Consider the following 16,023-nt stretch of genomic DNA (forward strand, 5'->3'; position numbering starts at 1 on the left):
GTGAAAGTAAAAATGCCCGGTTAACCATGCTGAGCGCACGTATCGATGATGAGCTTTGTGAATACGTGCAGGCCACCGCTTACGAAACGCGTAAAAGCAAACAGGACATCATCGCAGAAGCCCTGATGCTTCATCGCCAGCACTATCAGCTTAACCCTGGTAACTGAAGCACGCCTCAGCGTACAGGTTCGTCAAACGAAAAAGGTTGTACAGAATGAGGTTTCTACGCCTCTGGCATGATTGCACTCTGCTCCGGTGATGACGTCGATGTAACCCACTTCATGCCAGCATCTAAACGTTTTCTGAAAAAGTAATTTAACTGGCTAAATAACCAGTGGAAAGGCGGTTTTTTCACCGGTACGAGCGTAGTATTGCAGCGGGTGCCTGATGCTTTCTTAGCTCAGGCAGGTCTGGAGATGCAGAAAGCAAAAGCCCCGGAGATGTTTCCATCAACCGGGGCTACCACTCCAAACCCAGACAATTTGGATGGTAGCCTCTTCTTAGCAAGGAGGCAATGACATGCTTAACAAGTACGCCTTTTGGGCGATCCTGGTGCTGGCTTTAACTGTGCTGGGCGTCACGTTTCTGGTTCGCGAAACGTTATGCGAGCTGAGCTTTAAGGAGCGTGATGTGGAAGTGAAAGCTGTTCTCGCTTACGAAACGAAGAAGTAGCGGTATGCGGGGAGCAATCCCCGCTTATCCGGTTGTAGGTTTGGTACAGGCACCCGTTTTTTTGCCCCGTCTGGCGTATCGCCAGGCGGGGCATTTTTATTTCAACAGCGTTGTAGCATCCATCTTAGGCAAGTCTCTATTTTCGGACGGTTTGTTGAGGTTTTTGGGGAGAATTCATAAATGCCTTCAGTCCTTTTATGCGGCGCTTAATAAGGCGTTATGCCAAATAACCTGATGTCACGTCCGCTATGAGCGAGGAGCGGACGTTGCATCTTGCATCTAAACGCGCTTTAACTCAGGCGTTCCCTGATGGAATATCAATTGCCATTGGCCATTGCCACTCATTTCCCAGCATGAGGAACGAAGAGAGGCATTACTGCCATCTGGATCAAAAGTTCTGTAATGCAATATGGCGAAATTTTTTCTAACGATGATAAGTCTAAAGTCGTCACTGTGAATTATTGGACTTTTATCTTCAGTAGAAAGTGCCTCTATTGTTTCTGCCCTATCAACTAACATGCCAGATCGCGTTATCTCTCGAAATTCCTCATGAAGTATCTCTTCAAGCCATTCCCGATCGTTCCGCTTGTCATCATGAAGAGAACATTCGAGACTTTTTAATCTCTCAAGGAGCATAGTATTGTCCTTATTACATTGGGCCATTAACTTTTAGGACAATGAACGCTGAAAAGCAACATCCCCTTCTGGCACAAAGCGGACATCCCTCCTTCATGCGCTCTTTCTGCCGTCAGTTAACCCAGTCTTCCAGCGTGAGGTCCGGTACCGGCACGTCACCACGACCGTTTCTTCGTCTTTGTAATTCTGGGCCGACGACCTGCATCCGGCGCGCTTCTGCGCCTCAGAACACGGGCCGCTCCGTTGGTGGCAGGCGCAGCGCGTCGCGTATCTGATCGACCATATCCAGAAAATCCCCCACTTTCTGCAGGAAGAACAGTTGATTATGCACCTCCATCAGCGTCGGTAAATCACGACGGGCGGCCTCGATAAAGAGGGCAAACGCCAGTGAGGAGCCATGCGGGATGTGCGTGATGTCAGGCAGCTGTGAGGCACGCAGTTCAAGCAGGGGAACGCCGTTACGCATGATAGTCTGCAGATCTTCCTGTTTATAAATGCCCAGCAGACGACACCAGGTCCGGTTCTCGGCCAGCGTCTGGGCGCTGTCATACCAGTAGTCAGCGAGGGCGGCCCCCATCATGCCAGCCACGTCTTTATCCATCAGCGCAACAAGGCTGTTCCCGCGCATGAAGTTACCGATCAGATCCCCGAACGAGGCCGACAGGAACTCTTTGATAAAATCGCTTTTTGACTTGCCAGCCGCCCTCGCCTGCTCCGTGATCTCAATATCCACATCAAGCGGCATGTTCCGCACGGTCAGCGTGCGGGTGAATCCTTTTTCGGTACTTTCGTTCTGTTCAGCCATGTTTGTCTCCAGAGGGGGATGATTTATCAGAATCGATAGCGTCTATCTCAAAAATGCCACGATGACTACAAACTATTGCATTCCGTTTCAGATATAAATCCTGTATGCATATTTATTGTTATGGTGCTGTCATTGTTAAATATTAACCACCTGTAAACAGGGCGCATTACCGGCCACACAGAGATCCGAAAAAAGGTAAAGTCGGATCCTGCTCAAATTGATAAGGGCGCAGTGTCAGAATAAGAAGACTGAAGCAGCGAGATATACAGACATACCCCTTGTAAGAACAAAACTTTCATATCAAGAGGTAGGATTCCGAGTCAGATCACAAGGTGCAGTTCCAGTAGAAAGATTAAAACCGGCCGTTCTAAACCATCATTGTTGAATAAATTAAAAGTGAAATTAGAGTCATGGCATTCCGTTTTTATCATGTCCTACGCGTTTTGTTCTTACTTGTGTCTTTTTTATAGGCCAATTTTGATTATTATGATTTAAGTCTGAAGTATCAATTAGTAACCCTTCTGAAGAAGGTGGGGCTATTTCCGTAGATAAATCATCTACCTAACTATCTCTAAAGGAAAGAAAATGAATCGTCCAAATTGGTTTCAAGTATCTGCAGAAGGCTCAAAGGCACTGGGAGCGCTACATCATTTCGCCACAAAAGGAACAAATCTTCCGGAAGAGCTAATACATTTGGTTTTTTTAAGAGTATCTCAGATTAATGGCTGTGCACATTGTATTGATATTCACACACGCGATCTTATAAAGTGTGGTATGTCAGTAGATAAGATAGTACTGATTCCAGTGTGGGAAGAGGCTACTTATTTATTCTCGGATCTGGAGCAAGCGGCATTGGCATGGGCAGAAGAAGTTACCCGTGTAAGTGAGACACATGCTTCGGATGAAGCATATTCTGCAGCGCTTTCAGTATTTGGTGAAAAAGATTTGGTCGATTTGACCATCGTTATTGCAACAATGAATGCACTTAATCGTATGGGCGTCAGCTTTCGAATGAAGCCGCTGGCCAAGGCGTAAATTACCATTCGTTTTCTTCTCGCGATTGGTTATTAATTTCCCCAATGAAAAAACCGCCGAAAGGCGGTTTTTTCATTTTTTAGCAGCAAGTCATGAAAATAATCAATCTTAACATTCTTTTAGGTATGGAAACTTATGCAAGCTTAGATTCAAAAATAAAGCCGCCAACGTGAAGCGTTGGCGGCGGACATTTATCAATGTAATTCAGCACGATCCAGACCGTAAGCGCTATCCATCGAGCCTGGTGCCATCTGTGATAAAATCTGCAGGCGATTCCAAGCGTTGATTACAGCAATGGTGAATGTTAACTCTGATACTTCCACTTCAGAGAAATGTTCGCGCAATTCGCTGTACAGCGCTTCGCTTACACCATCATTACCAATGCGTGTCAACGCTTCAGTCAGTGCCAGAGCCGCTTTCTCTTTGGCGCTGAATAATGGCGATTCCCGCCAGATTGCAACGTGATAAAGACGCAGTTCACGCTCCCCATGCATTTTTGCTTCTTTAACATGCATATCCAGACAAAACGCACAATGATTCAGCTGTGAGGCACGGATATCCACTAAGTGCTTAAGTTTTTTATCCAGCGAGATTTTTCCTAATGCCATAGATGCATCGGCAAGTGTTTTAGCCAGTGCCGGGATGGTTTTGAAATGATTCACACGTGACGACATATTGTAATCCTCTTTTTAAAATAAACGATCAATGGTTTGTAGTGCATGGGGTAATGCTGTAGTACGAGTGACGGGATCATGCGTGCCGTCTACCCGAATAAATTGCACGTCGGTAATGCCAATATATTCAAGCGCTACGCGAATGTATGGCGTGAACTGGTCATCTGCTACAAATGGACCGTGGGCAAATACGCTGCCGCTGGCGACAACGCAATACACCTTTTTGCCACTGACGAGCCCTATTTTTTTGCCCTCTGGCGTAAAGGCGAAAGTTCGTCCGGCGCGGGTTATATGATCGAACCAGGCCTTTAACACAGAAGGCAGGCCGAGGTTCCACATCGGTGATGAGATAACCAGCGTGTCACAATCTAAAAGCTGATCTACCAGTTGTTCCGAAGTCTGAATAGCGGTGAGCTGAGCTTCACTGCGTAGGTCTGGTGGGGTAAAAAAACCAGCAATGGTAAATGCATCAAGATGTGGTAGCGGCCGTTGAGCCAGGTCCAGCACTGATTCTTCAAGCCCGGCATGATGCGCGCGTAATTTTTCTACCAGGCGCTCAGACGCCGCGCGGGATGCCGATCCTGATAAATCCGGGCTGACTTTAATGTGAAGCAGTTTCATCATTTTTTCCTCAGGTGAGATCGCGATAAAAGTGCAGGCCGAGGGCGGTGTATCCGACACGTTTATAAAATGCCTGGGCTCCTGAATTACTAATGGCGGTATCAAGGACTATCTGACCACAACCATATTCACGTGCGATTACCGCTAAATGATTCAACAGCTTTGCACCCATCCCCTGACCGCGAGCCTCGTTCACTGTTACCAGATCGTCGACGTAACAGAATTGCCCGTGAATGAAATTTTCGAGCACTCGATAACCGGCCAGCGCCATTGGTTTGCCATCCTGCTCCAGTCCTGCAAGCCGATAGCCTTGCGCCTGCTGGCGCTGTACCTGGGCGATAAATTGTTTCTCATTCGTTAGTTTGCTGCGTAGCTCTTGCATCAGCGCAAAGCAACGGGCAAGGGCAATGACTGTGTCGTAATGTACAATCTTCATGACGCCTCATAGTGAGTGGCTTAGTTAATAGCCATATCTTAATCTTGTATGTCTTGTTAAAAAGGGTCATTATTAGACTTAATTGATAGGACATTTAAGGTGCATTTGATGGGGTACAAAGAGATTTATGCCCGCTATCGTCAGCAAATTCAGGACGGCCTTTTGAAACCGGGGGAGCGCGTCCCCTCGATTCGTTCGCTAGCGAGCGAGTTGCAGGTCGCGCGAAAAACGGTGGAAACCGCGTATGAAATTCTTACTGGAGAAGGCTATTTCGTAAGTCTGGGGGCGAAGGGGACCTATATAAATCCGGAGCTCCGGCTAACCTCAACGGTCAGCGCAGACAACGCTGTATCGTCTTGTTCACTTAACACACAGGTTACTGAAAGGAAGGGTGATCTGAGGCTCGGAATCCCTGCCCTGGATGAATTTCCCCATAAAAAATGGTTACTAATATCGGGAAAAGCGGCGCGAAGTCTTCGTCCGGAAGAAATGCTCATGCCCCCGGTAATGGGCTTTCAGCCGCTACGTGAGGCCATTTCAAGTTATCTCAATATTTCAAGAGGACTGAATTGCCGACCGGAGCAAATCTTTGTTACCAGCGGCTATCGGGCCAACTTACGGTTAATTCTGTCGGTACTTGCACAGCCTGAAGATAAAGTGCTGTTTGAAGATCCTGGCTACTTTTATGGTCAGCAATTATTGAAGCGAATGGCATCCAACCTGCACTATATACCTGTTGATCGGCAGGGCATGGATGTTGATTATCTTCAGCGCTATCATAACGATGCACGCTTCGCTATCGTTACACCCACTCATCAAAGTCCGCTCGCAGTTAGCCTTTCATTACCGCGTAAGCATCAGTTGCTGGCCTGGGCACAGCAAAACAGTAGCTGGATAATCGAAGATGACTACGACGGAGAGTTTCATTACACACGAAAAGTAATCCCGGCGTTGAAAAGCCTCGATATGCATGACCGGGTTATTTATACCGGTACGTTTAGTAAAACGATAATGCCAGCTATGCGTATCGGCTATATGGTAATACCACAGGAGACGGTAGCCCGTTTCAGTGAACTGGGCGAAATCCTTGAAACGGGTCTACCATTACTGCCGCAAAAAATACTTGCGCAATTCCTTAGCGAAGGGCATTTCTACCGGCATATAAAAAAGATGCGCTTACTCTATCAGCAGCGGCGGCGCATGATGCTTGAAGCAATTGAAACGAGCTTTCCAGGGTTATTTGAATTTGAGCTTACAGATGGCGGGATGCATATTGTCGCCTTCCTGCAACGCGGTATTGAAGATACTGCATTAGCTGCATTATGGACACAGCACGAGCTTTACGTCCGGCCACTCTCGAGTTGGTATGCGCAGACACAAAAACGTTATGGGTTAGTAATTGGATACACTAATATTCGCTCAACCGAAGAGGCGCAGAAAATTTTGGAGCGGGTTAAGGAAAAAACACTGGCGCTTATGCAGCATTAAGCTTTTTGATAGCCAGGCGTGAATAATAATCTCTTGTTTAACCGTATCGTTGCCTGATAAAAATATTTAGTCGATCACTCCCTGTAAATGAGGGTCGACTAAATATAATCGTGATAGTACATGTGTTTTTTAACAGGAATTTAGTCTGGTGTCGGTGCCATATATCTCCTCCAGGATATTACGTATAGCTAACGGGAACACCGGTTCTAAGCCAGACGTTCCAAAATAGAGCGGGGTTTTGAGAATATCTGGAATATTAGCGGATCTCAATTTCAGGAACGGCTGACATCCCGACGCGCAATAATTTTGCATCGGGTTGATTACCATCCAGCACTATTTTCACCGGTAAACGCTGGACGACTTTAGTAAAGTTACCCGTTGCATTGTCTGGCTGGATGGCTGAAAACGTTGCGCCGGTTGCAGGAGCGATACTATCGACATGTCCAGTAAACTTTTTGCCCGGCATGGCATCAATTTTAATTAAGACCTTCTGCCCCTGCTGAACATTTGCCAGCTGTGTTTCAAGATAATTGGCAGTGATGTAAGTTTGATGTAGCGGAACCACGGCCAGTAGACGTGTCCCTGCGTTAACGTAGGCACCGAGGCGCACCGAACGCTGGCCTACCATCCCATCGACTGGTGCAACAATACGCGTATAAGAAAGGTTAAGCCTCGCCTGACTGACCTTTGCCTGCGCGACTGCAACATCGGCTTCCGCCTGACGTAATGCAGCCCTCAACACGCCTACCTGTTTTTCTGCTGAGGTCAGAGCAGCTTCGTTCTGACGAACGACTGCGGATGCAGAACGCTGCGTTGAATGGGCTTTTTGTTGATCGTCCGCAGCGACGGTACCTCTTTGATAAAGCTTGTTAAAACGTTCGGCGTTCTGACTGGCGTACTGCGCCGATGCCTGACTGGCTAAAAGGGTCGCTTTAGTCTGGGCAATAATGGATTGTTGCTGCTCCAGTTGTGCAAGGCTGCTCAGGTGTTTTGCTTGACTAAGCTGCAAATTAGCTTGCGCCATTTCAAGCGCTATTTTGTAGTCTCGGTCATCCAGCGTGGCCAGTGTTTGCCCTGCTTTAACCCGTTGGTTATCCGCGACATAGATATTTTTGATATAACCCGATACTTTTGGTGCTACCAGTGTGTAATCCGCATTTACATAGGCATCATTGGTACGGGTATCATTATTCAGCATTGTCGACCATACGAAAAATATCATCGTCATCATCAGGATTAATAATGCGCTGAGCAGAATCGTTCTTCTGGATACAGAAAATTTCATTTAACCACCTCTATTCAGTCATGGCAGGTTGAAAACGTGTCTGGGGCGGCCAGACACGTTTTGGCAACCAGATAGTGAGTAATAACAGGAGGACGGCAAAGCCAGTCATCAGCAGATAGCTGTCGCCCAGACTCAGAACAATTGCCTGATGTTTCAATAGGGTGATAAATCCCGCGATGTTCTCGGTGTTGCTGATGCTGCCGTCGTGTAATAAAGGGATACTGCTGCTGGCCTGCTCACTGACCGGTGTCGATATCAACCATGGGCGGTTGGCTACGTTATTGACCAGAACATTAGAATGAAATTGTTCTCTGTGATTTATAAACCATTCCACTAAAACGCCAGCAGCGATGCTTGAAAAACCCCGTACGGTATTGAACATAGCAGAGGCATAATGTCCTTCCGGGGGAGCCACAACACTGGTTGCGCTCATAAGCAACGGTAAAATAATTGACGGTAATCCAATCGCCTGCAGAACCTGTATGGCCCAGAAATTCTGGCGTGCCCAGCCGCTGGTTATCTGCATACCCATCAGGCTGGCGGAAATCATCAGAGCAATCCCGAAAGCTATCAGCCAGCGACAATCAACCCAGCGCAGACTAAGCAGTGCGGCAACAAGCGGGGTGATAATTAACTGCGGGAGCCCAATGGTCAAAGCCAGTGGCGCAAATTGCGCTGTTCGAAAGCCCTCTACTTTGCCAAAGAAATTGGACGGCAAAGCCGAGCCAGCCAGCGCCAGTACCAACACTACAGCGAGCGCCATCAGGCCATATGAAAAGTTACTTCTCTCCAGCATCTGTAATTTGAACAAAGGGAGGGGATGAAACCATTCATTAATCAGAAAAATCGCCAGGCACACGATGGCGCTGGATAACAGACAATTAAATAACGGCGATTCAAACCAGTCCAGACGTCCACCCTGAGTGATGGCGATTATTAAAAACGTCATACCAGAACAGCCGGTAAGCATACCGAACAGGTCGATCTGTTTAAATCGGTCGAGATAAATCGGGTCCTGCGGCAAACCCCAGCCAATAAATATCATCGAAATCAAAATGGCGGGGACCACTTGCCAGAACATGAACATCCAGCTCACTTCATCTGTCCAGAATGCCGCCAGTGAAGGTGCCACATTTGGACCAAAAGTCGCAGTCAGAGCATAAGCTCCCAGGCCATAAAGTTTTATAGATGGTGGCAGAAAACGTAGCGCCACAGTCATGAGTAAGGGAGGAAGTGCACCGCTAAACAGGCCCTGTATCGTTCGCAAGAGAATAAACAACTGCGCGTTCGGTAGTAAGGGTAAAAGTATGCCGCAAACCATAAAACCGCCAGCGCAACCAAGAGCCAATTTACGCAGCGAAAAAGTCACAGCAAACCATGGTGCGATCATCATCGCCACTACTTCCGCGGCCTGGTAGGCAGATGTGAACCAACTGGCTTGATCATAAGTCACGCCAATTCCGGCACGCACATCTGCAAGCGCTATATCTATAACCCGACCATTAAGGCCGGAGGTCAAGGCTGCAATCAGTACACCCACAAATCCCATTGCAAGGCGCCAGGTAAAGGGGGGCGAGGGTGGGGTAGAACGCTGTGCATTCATACAATGTTCTCGTGCATTAAATCGGTACGATGTACCGTATTGTGGTACAGTGTGACATCTTACATTGCGAGAGCGTCCGTTGCAATGTGATAATTAATACATGAACTGAGGTAACAGGCTGCCCGTCACCGGACAATAAGGAGCTCTATATGGCCGTAAATGCTTCAAGCTTTGAGGATGAAAAACCCGCGGGGATTCAGGTTATCGCCCGCGCAGCTGCGATTTTGAATGTGCTGGGTAAGCACCCTGGCGGCATGAGTCTGGGGGAAATTGCGCAGGAGGTTGCTCTCCCTCGTTCAACGGTGCAGCGTATAGTCGCGGCCTTAGAGAGTGCTCAACTTGTGCGTAGCAGCGGTGCAGGTGGCCTGCGTCTGGGACCAGCACTACTCAAACTTATTTCCAGTGTGCACAGCGATGTAGTGGATCTTGTACGTCCCTTCCTGGAACAACTTTCGGCCAATATTAATGAAACAGTGACCCTTGCACGTGCCAGTGGTACCCAGCTGGCAATCGTCCATTACGTTGTAGCATCACGTGAATTACGTGTTGTACCTCGTATTGGACTTAATTTGCCGCTCTACAGTACTTCCGGCGGACGTGTGTTACTGGCTATGGAAAGTGATGAAGATGTCCGCATCCTGGTAGGCGAAGCCTATGAAGATCTCACCGGAATGACAGTCAAAACGCTTCCACAGCTTCTGGAACTTATCGCCGATGTCCGTGCCAGGGGGCTGGCTATTGATCTGGGTGAAACTCTTGAGGGTGTCTGCACGATAGCGGTAGCGCTGGACACACTTTTTGGTCGTTTTTCTATCTCCTTATTAGTTCCGGCGCCACGTTTCCATAAACATGAAACCTTTTATCGGCAAGAACTCATGCAATGCAAGGAGGCGATAGTTAATGAAATTGGAAGAATAATTTCGGTAGGAGAATAACTAACAGCAGGAATAAGTGTTTTCAACGAAATTTGTGAGGCCGCTTGCACGGCCTACCCCATCCTTCGTTGACCTGCTCCCATTGATTAACACCACGATGTTAGTAATGTCTTCATCAGCAACGTGAGGACATCCCCATAAAGAAGCATTTTCTGACGAACAGTTCATCAGTATTCTCCGCGTGGCCGAGGCTGGCATTTCCGCTATCAAGGTTTTAATGCCTCCTCACTGCGCTGTAAACAACATCTCTCTGGGAAACAGAAAGATCATTAAATTTTACTTTATCACCGTACAAAGCCTTTGTTTTTAGATGTTATTGTTCAGTTCTACAAGTGAAATGAAGTACCTCAGTAACAGTAAGAAAAGTTGAAAATGACGTAGCTTTATGCATTCATGATTTCCACTGGTGCTACTTACCATATACCCACTTATGTTTCATGGGTATATGGCACGAATTCGACCGTTTTAGCTTTTGATATAATGCTGTATGGATTAGAACGAGAGGTCGACCATGGGCTTTTGATTACTTTGAAAAAGAAATATTCAGCATAGCTTCGCTCAGCTTCCACAGACGTTGGGCTGCGACTTGGTCGATAGCATAAGGCATAGCATCTAATGTTAGTTCTTTCGGCTGGTTGAATGGGTTAAGCATGTCATCTTCCAGAACCCCGGTAATGTCTGAATTTGCACAAAAGACGCCGCCTTTTCCGTTTAGTTGTGGGCTGACCGCACACCAGACATGGGTCGCTGCGCCTTGAGGGATGGATTTCATGTCGTGTTCAGGAGCGATCACGGGATTACCGTTTGCATCGAGATTGCCCATGTTTTTCAACTGCTCAATCGACATATGCTTTGCCAACCCGGTCACGATACCTCCCGGATGCAGTGAGAAAGCACGGACGCCGTAGTCACGCCCCCTCCGATCCAGCTCAACCGCAAATAGTACATTGGCGGTCTTTGACTGACCATACGCACCCCATCCATCATAGGCACGGCGCTCGAAATTAACGTCGTCCCATACGATATCCGACAAACGGTGGCCGAGCGAGGAAACGGATACAACGCGCGCGCCGTGCGCGCGAAGCAGAGCTGGCCAAAGGCGTAGGGTCAATTGAAAATGGCCGAGATGGTTGGTTGAGAACTGCATCTCATTGCCTCGACTGTCTCGAGCTAACTCCGGCAAAGCCATGATGCCGGCGCTGTTAACCAAAATATTCAACGGCATCCCGGATTGCACTATGCCGTGCGCGAAGGTATCGATTGAAACAGGGTCGGTCAGGTCCATCGGCCTGACTTCAATTCCTCCACCGATTTCAGTAATTATTTGGCGGGCGCGATTTACGTCGCGGGCGGGCACAATCACTCGTGCGCCAGCCGAAGCGAGCGTTCGGGCAGTTTCAAGACCCAGCCCAGCGTAACCGCCAGTAACGATCGCGAGTTGTCCGGTCAAGTCAATACTTCGAATGACGTCAATTGCCGTTGTATAAGCAGTAAATCCTGAACCGAGCGGCTTTTGCAACGTGGTCATATAGAGCACTCCAGTGGTTAATTGCTTTAAACCGTAGTGTGCACCTGTGAATTAGTACGTTTAATACGCTAAAATACTTTTTTCTTTAGCGAAAGTACAAAACGTAATGCATGACCCTCTGTCCCGTACACTCGAACTTGTCGAGGCGCGAACAATCTATGCCGGTGGTTTCATTGGCGGCGGTGATTGGTCAATCCGGTTCCCGCCACCACGTAAGATCAAGTTTTTTGTGATCGGTCGTGGTTCTTGCCTGCTGGCCCTGGATGGAATTGAAACGCCCTTCCGACTTGCCACAGGCGATGTTTTTTTACTCACACGCAACGCCGGATTTACCGTGGCGAGCGATTTGAGGCTAGTACCTCTGCCTTCAAGCGAGGTTTACACGGGTAGAAATTCACGCATCATCCCAGTGGGACAAGGTGACGATTTCCTGTTTCTGGGCGGTCACATTGATACCAATCATGCAGGCGGGCGCTTGATGGCTGAGAATTTGCCTGATTTTTTACATTTCTCTGCTTCCGAAAGTGGTGCGAATCGACTTAGCGCATTGATCGGGGAATTGGTTGAAGAGGCGGCCGGTTGTGTACCCGGTGCTGAAATGGCCTGCTCAAGTCTAGCGCATCTACTTTTGATCCAAATATTGCGCCGCTACCTTTCCGCACATGAGTCAGACGAGGCGGGCTGGTTTCGAGTCGCCTGTGATTCGCGGTTAGCCCCAGCGTTGGCGTTAATGCACAGTGATCTGGCCCGAAAGTGGACTCTGACCGAATTGGCACGTGCTTGCGCCATGTCTCGAACCAGCTTTTCTAAGCACTTTCGTGTAATTGCTGGCATACCGCCATTTACTTATCTTACTGAATGGCGGATGCGCCACGCTGAACATGAATTGCGCCGCGAAGGTAGCTCAGTCGTCAAGGTCGCTCTGTCGGTTGGCTACAACTCCGAAGCTGCGTTCAGCATCGCGTTCAAGCGTGTGATGGGCCACTCTCCTCGTCGCAATACTCATCGCAGCACAAAAGGTTTAGTTTGTGGCTCAACACCTGATGATGCTTAACTTGTCACAAAACCTCAAACCTATGCACTGTAACTGTTAGGCCTTGACGCAACCTTGATGCGATCGCTGGTTTTCATAGCAACAGAGAAAAGCCCTCTTACTTTATCGTGAAGCAACTCGTAATTCCGCTCGCAAGTAAGATATAACGAAGTTCGACCACTCTGGCTGGTCCGAATTGCTTAGCCTCGAACTGGCGCTCTTTGGTATCAAGGCAACATGCATTCACTCGGAACCGTTTCGCACCGATTTCCTCGATGCGATCTCCGTCATATTCGGCGATGTCATCAACGACCGCTCCTGACACAAAGCGGACCATTATAAATTTTCTGATGCAGGCGGTAATCGCGACTTTTTCAGGCTTTCCACCTGCAATGCAACCTATAGAACTCTTCAGTCTTAGGGCTATATCAGCACCGCTGAACGCATCGCCCTCTTTTGCATGGCCGTAACAGAGCAGACTGATTCCTCTGATATCGGGTTTAAAAGACGTTCAGGATTGTTCCATTAAAAAACGTAAAAATCTGAGTTGCATTATTTGTAATAGGCAGAAGAGAGGATGAATAAGGGCACATAATGAAGCGTGCGTGAAGAAACGCTAATTCATCCCCTTAAGTTAAATTAACGCCGATTAACAGAGCCCCAGGCGAGACATTGTGTAAGTGGTTGTTAAGATTAATCTTAGAATGAACGGCGATAAGGACTAATCATTAGAGATGCTAAATGTTTTGGCGTAAATTCATTCGCAAAAATTATGTTACAAATCCTGCGAATTTATTCACAACCAAGGACGTTTAGCGTATGGGGATTTTAAAACCTGGTTTATTACTGACCGCTTTTGTGTTGACTGCATGTGGTGGTGGCGGCGGCGGCGGGGGTGGTGGCGGAGGCGACAGCACGCCTCCGGTAACCACTGCGCCTGTGCAAACGGATAACGGCAATACGGGTACCACCCCGGAAACCCCTGCCACGGCACCGGTCAGCCTGACCACCGGCGGTACCCTTTCTGGTTGGACCTACACCACCCCTGAGGGCCGTGAATATGTTATGCGCGGCACCGGGATCTCTGCGGGCCTGGTGCAAACCCAGCGGCTCACCCGTGACGACCGTTCCCCGGTCTCCTCAACGTCATGGTGCTGTGGCCGGATGAGTTACACCACATTCGGTACCTGGACACAGTATGAAAAAGGTCAGCATGAGGTCTTCTACACCGGGGATGCCACGCTCGCGGCTAACGTGCCAACCCAGGGCACTGCGACCTATGTAGGTCACGGTATGCGTGAAAATATCCTGAGCGATGCCAGCTTTAACATTGATTTCGCCGCGAAAACCATCAACGGCACTATTGCCGGCAATGATACCTTTGGTAGCGAAATTGCGATGCAGGGCAACATTGCCAACGGTGGATTCACCGGTAATGCGCAATCCGGCGGGCAGGCGGGGACCTTCACCGGACATTTCAATGGTCCCACAGCTGAAGAGTTAGGCGGTCTGGCGCAGTTTGCAGACACGACTAAAAACGCATCCTTTGGCGCGACACGTCAATAAAACGTTTTCCGGTCAGCCAGGCTGACCGGACCTTCAGATGGTAAGCCTTTCTATGAATATTTTGCGTACTGGCGCACTGAGTTTGCTCTGCCCGCTCAGCGTTGCGTTTGCTGCGCCGCCGGAAACCGACTCAATTCCTGCAGCTCCCCACCTTGAACGACTGACCACGCCGGACAAGCGCACCGGGCCTGGCGATAAGACGCTGCATGTTACCAATGCGCAACTGGCGGAACAGCCAGAGCTGGCAATGGCGATGCTCGATCAGGCCATTCGTGAAGAGAAGTGGCCGATGGTTCGTGCCATTTTACCTGTCTATGCGGCCTCACCCAATCCGGATTCAACCCTGATTCATTTTGCAAAAGCCGGTCTGGCGCGCAGTCAGGGGCATTATGCAGAGGCGATCGAACACTATCGCGCTATTCTGAGCAGGCATCCTGACTTTGCTGCGGTGCGTCTGGATTTAGCGCGGGCCATGTTTGAAAATCGTCAGTTTGACGCGGCTGATTATCAGTTTCGTCGGGTATTACAAAGCAATCCGCCTGAGAATATTCAGCAGGTCATTGCGCAATATCTTGAGCGCATTCAGCAAGGCAGCGCATTAACGGGTTCCTTCAGCGTGAGCTATCTGAATGACAGCAATGTGAATAATGCGTCATCGGGTAAAACCATTCGGGTTGGCGATCGTCTTTTTATTCGTAATAAAGAGAGTTTCCCTCAGCGCGGGGAAGGTTTCTGGTTCAATGGCGCATTACAAAAAGATGTTCAACTCTACGATCAGCATGGCTTGCGATTTATTGGTACGGTAAACGGTAAGAGTTACTGGAATAACCATGATTTTGATGATATTACCACCCGCGCTTATGCTGGCTATCAATGGCGTAATTTCCGACAACAATTCGCCCTGTTACCTTTCTATGAAAAAAGATGGTATGGCACCGAGGCCTATTCTTCTGGCCCTGGCGTCCGCGCCGAATACAGTTATTTACTTACGCCCACCTGGCAGGTGAGTCAGGCGCTGGAATATCAGAAACTGGATTATGATAATGAAGATTATCGATTCCTGCACGGGCAAAATCGTTACTCCTCCACAACCCTGTCCCATGCCTTCAGTAACCGGGTGTCAGGGTTTGCCGGCTTCGATCTGCTCGATCAGCAGACCTTCACTCGCAGTGAATCTAACCATCGGGTAGGTTTACGCAGCGGGGTGCAGGTGGATATGCCCTGGCAACTCTCTTTTGCCGCCACCACGGCCATTGCCAGACGCAATTACCAGGCCGACAGTGATATCTTCTCGACGCGACGGAAAGATAACGAACAGATCTATAATCTCTCGCTCTGGCATCGCGACCTCTATTTCTTTGGGGTGATGCCGAAACTGAATTTCACCTGGAAGCAGGTCGACAGCAATATCGATTTCTATGATTATCGACAGAGGAATGTCCTGCTATCGCTGGATAAGAATTTTTAACAGACGTTTACCAGGCCATTTTACTGAGTGTGCAGAAGAAGTCTGATACGAAAGGGTGAAATTAAGATGAAAAGCACGCTTCGGCGTGTTTTTTATTTTATGGATTGGTAAAACTTCAGCGTGGCTGCTAACTTTTTTGAGCGGCGTTCAGGTCCTTTTTTTAAAGCAAATAGTCTTTTATTGAATAATGATAAATACGAAGAAAGTATGAGATTTTAAATTTTCCGGTGCTTTTTAG

16 protein-coding genes are annotated in these 16,023 nt (G+C 48.4%); 8 read left to right on the forward strand and 8 right to left on the reverse strand.

Going from position 1 to position 16,023, the window contains the following annotated elements; genetic code table 11:
* Positions 1-26: 26 nt before the first annotated feature.
* Both B3X29_RS14680 and B3X29_RS14685 read left to right on the forward strand, forming a co-directional pair.
* Entirely contained in the window at positions 27-167 is a 141-nt protein-coding gene (locus B3X29_RS14680; RefSeq protein ID WP_180210385.1) for a hypothetical protein, read from the forward strand.
* A 352-nt stretch (positions 168-519) separates the two neighbouring features.
* Positions 520-672 carry a Hok/Gef family protein gene (locus B3X29_RS14685; protein ID WP_103824124.1) on the forward strand — a complete coding sequence of 51 codons (153 nt, stop codon included), beginning with the start codon at positions 520-522 and terminating at the stop codon, positions 670-672.
* A 279-nt stretch (positions 673-951) separates the two neighbouring features.
* Here B3X29_RS14685 and B3X29_RS14690 read toward each other — a convergent pair whose 3' ends face one another.
* The gene (locus tag B3X29_RS14690) at positions 952-1,308 is read right to left on the reverse strand and encodes a DUF4440 domain-containing protein (protein WP_103178574.1); all 357 of its coding nucleotides are present in this window, start codon (positions 1,306-1,308) and stop codon (positions 952-954) included.
* A gap of 223 nt (positions 1,309-1,531) precedes the next feature.
* The gene (locus B3X29_RS14695) at positions 1,532-2,113 is read right to left on the reverse strand and encodes a hypothetical protein (RefSeq protein WP_159339743.1); all 582 of its coding nucleotides are present in this window, start codon (positions 2,111-2,113) and stop codon (positions 1,532-1,534) included.
* Positions 2,114-2,698: 585 nt separating this feature from the next.
* Here B3X29_RS14695 and B3X29_RS14700 point away from each other — a divergent pair.
* A complete protein-coding gene (locus B3X29_RS14700) occupies positions 2,699-3,148 on the forward strand; it encodes a carboxymuconolactone decarboxylase family protein (protein WP_159339744.1) in 450 nt (149 codons plus the stop codon).
* A gap of 194 nt (positions 3,149-3,342) precedes the next feature.
* Here the strand turns inward: B3X29_RS14700 and B3X29_RS14705 are convergent, their stop codons facing one another.
* From B3X29_RS14705 to B3X29_RS14715, 3 genes are read right to left on the reverse strand one after another with little or no spacing between them, the layout of a single operon-like run.
* Positions 3,343-3,822, reverse strand: coding sequence for a carboxymuconolactone decarboxylase family protein (locus B3X29_RS14705; protein WP_159339745.1), 480 nt, complete (start codon positions 3,820-3,822; stop codon positions 3,343-3,345).
* Positions 3,823-3,837: 15 nt separating this feature from the next.
* Entirely contained in the window at positions 3,838-4,446 is a 609-nt protein-coding gene (locus tag B3X29_RS14710; RefSeq protein WP_236560464.1) for an FMN-dependent NADH-azoreductase, read from the reverse strand.
* 7 nt (positions 4,447-4,453) lie between these two features.
* Positions 4,454-4,879 carry a GNAT family N-acetyltransferase gene (locus B3X29_RS14715; protein ID WP_159339746.1) on the reverse strand — a complete coding sequence of 142 codons (426 nt, stop codon included), beginning with the start codon at positions 4,877-4,879 and terminating at the stop codon, positions 4,454-4,456.
* A 108-nt stretch (positions 4,880-4,987) separates the two neighbouring features.
* Between B3X29_RS14715 and B3X29_RS14720 the strand changes: the two genes are divergently transcribed.
* Complete coding sequence (locus B3X29_RS14720) at positions 4,988-6,367, forward strand: PLP-dependent aminotransferase family protein (RefSeq protein WP_159339747.1); 1,380 nt, start codon at positions 4,988-4,990, stop codon at positions 6,365-6,367.
* A 256-nt stretch (positions 6,368-6,623) separates the two neighbouring features.
* On the opposite strand, the gene B3X29_RS14725 is transcribed toward B3X29_RS14720, so the two are convergent.
* Together B3X29_RS14725 and B3X29_RS14730 are read right to left on the reverse strand one after the other, a co-directional pair.
* A complete protein-coding gene (locus B3X29_RS14725) occupies positions 6,624-7,652 on the reverse strand; it encodes an HlyD family secretion protein (protein ID WP_159339748.1) in 1,029 nt (342 codons plus the stop codon).
* 10 nt (positions 7,653-7,662) lie between these two features.
* Entirely contained in the window at positions 7,663-9,255 is a 1,593-nt protein-coding gene (locus B3X29_RS14730) for an MFS transporter (RefSeq protein ID WP_159339749.1), read from the reverse strand.
* Positions 9,256-9,404: 149 nt separating this feature from the next.
* Here B3X29_RS14730 and B3X29_RS14735 point away from each other — a divergent pair, with 149 nt between their 5' ends.
* Positions 9,405-10,190: an IclR family transcriptional regulator gene (locus tag B3X29_RS14735; RefSeq protein ID WP_159339750.1), complete on the forward strand. Its 786-nt coding sequence runs from the start codon at positions 9,405-9,407 to the stop codon at positions 10,188-10,190.
* 523 nt (positions 10,191-10,713) lie between these two features.
* On the opposite strand, the gene B3X29_RS14740 is transcribed toward B3X29_RS14735, so the two are convergent.
* Positions 10,714-11,718, reverse strand: coding sequence for an SDR family NAD(P)-dependent oxidoreductase (locus B3X29_RS14740; RefSeq protein WP_159339751.1), 1,005 nt, complete (start codon positions 11,716-11,718; stop codon positions 10,714-10,716).
* 106 nt (positions 11,719-11,824) lie between these two features.
* On the opposite strand from B3X29_RS14740, the gene B3X29_RS14745 reads away from it, so the two are divergent.
* The 3 genes from B3X29_RS14745 to B3X29_RS14755 all read left to right on the forward strand — a co-directional run bounded on the left by B3X29_RS14745 (position 11,825) and on the right by B3X29_RS14755 (position 15,785).
* A complete protein-coding gene (locus B3X29_RS14745; RefSeq protein ID WP_159339752.1) occupies positions 11,825-12,772 on the forward strand; it encodes an AraC family transcriptional regulator in 948 nt (315 codons plus the stop codon).
* 798 nt (positions 12,773-13,570) lie between these two features.
* On the forward strand, positions 13,571-14,317 hold the full coding sequence (locus tag B3X29_RS14750) for a Slam-dependent surface lipoprotein (protein WP_159339753.1): 747 nt from the start codon (positions 13,571-13,573) through the stop codon (positions 14,315-14,317).
* 52 nt (positions 14,318-14,369) lie between these two features.
* Entirely contained in the window at positions 14,370-15,785 is a 1,416-nt protein-coding gene (locus B3X29_RS14755; protein WP_159339754.1) for a surface lipoprotein assembly modifier, read from the forward strand.
* Positions 15,786-16,023 lie beyond the last annotated feature (238 nt).

It is taken from the genome of Leclercia sp. UBA5076, from assembly GCF_002416465.1.
Lineage (GTDB): Bacteria > Pseudomonadota > Gammaproteobacteria > Enterobacterales > Enterobacteriaceae > Enterobacter.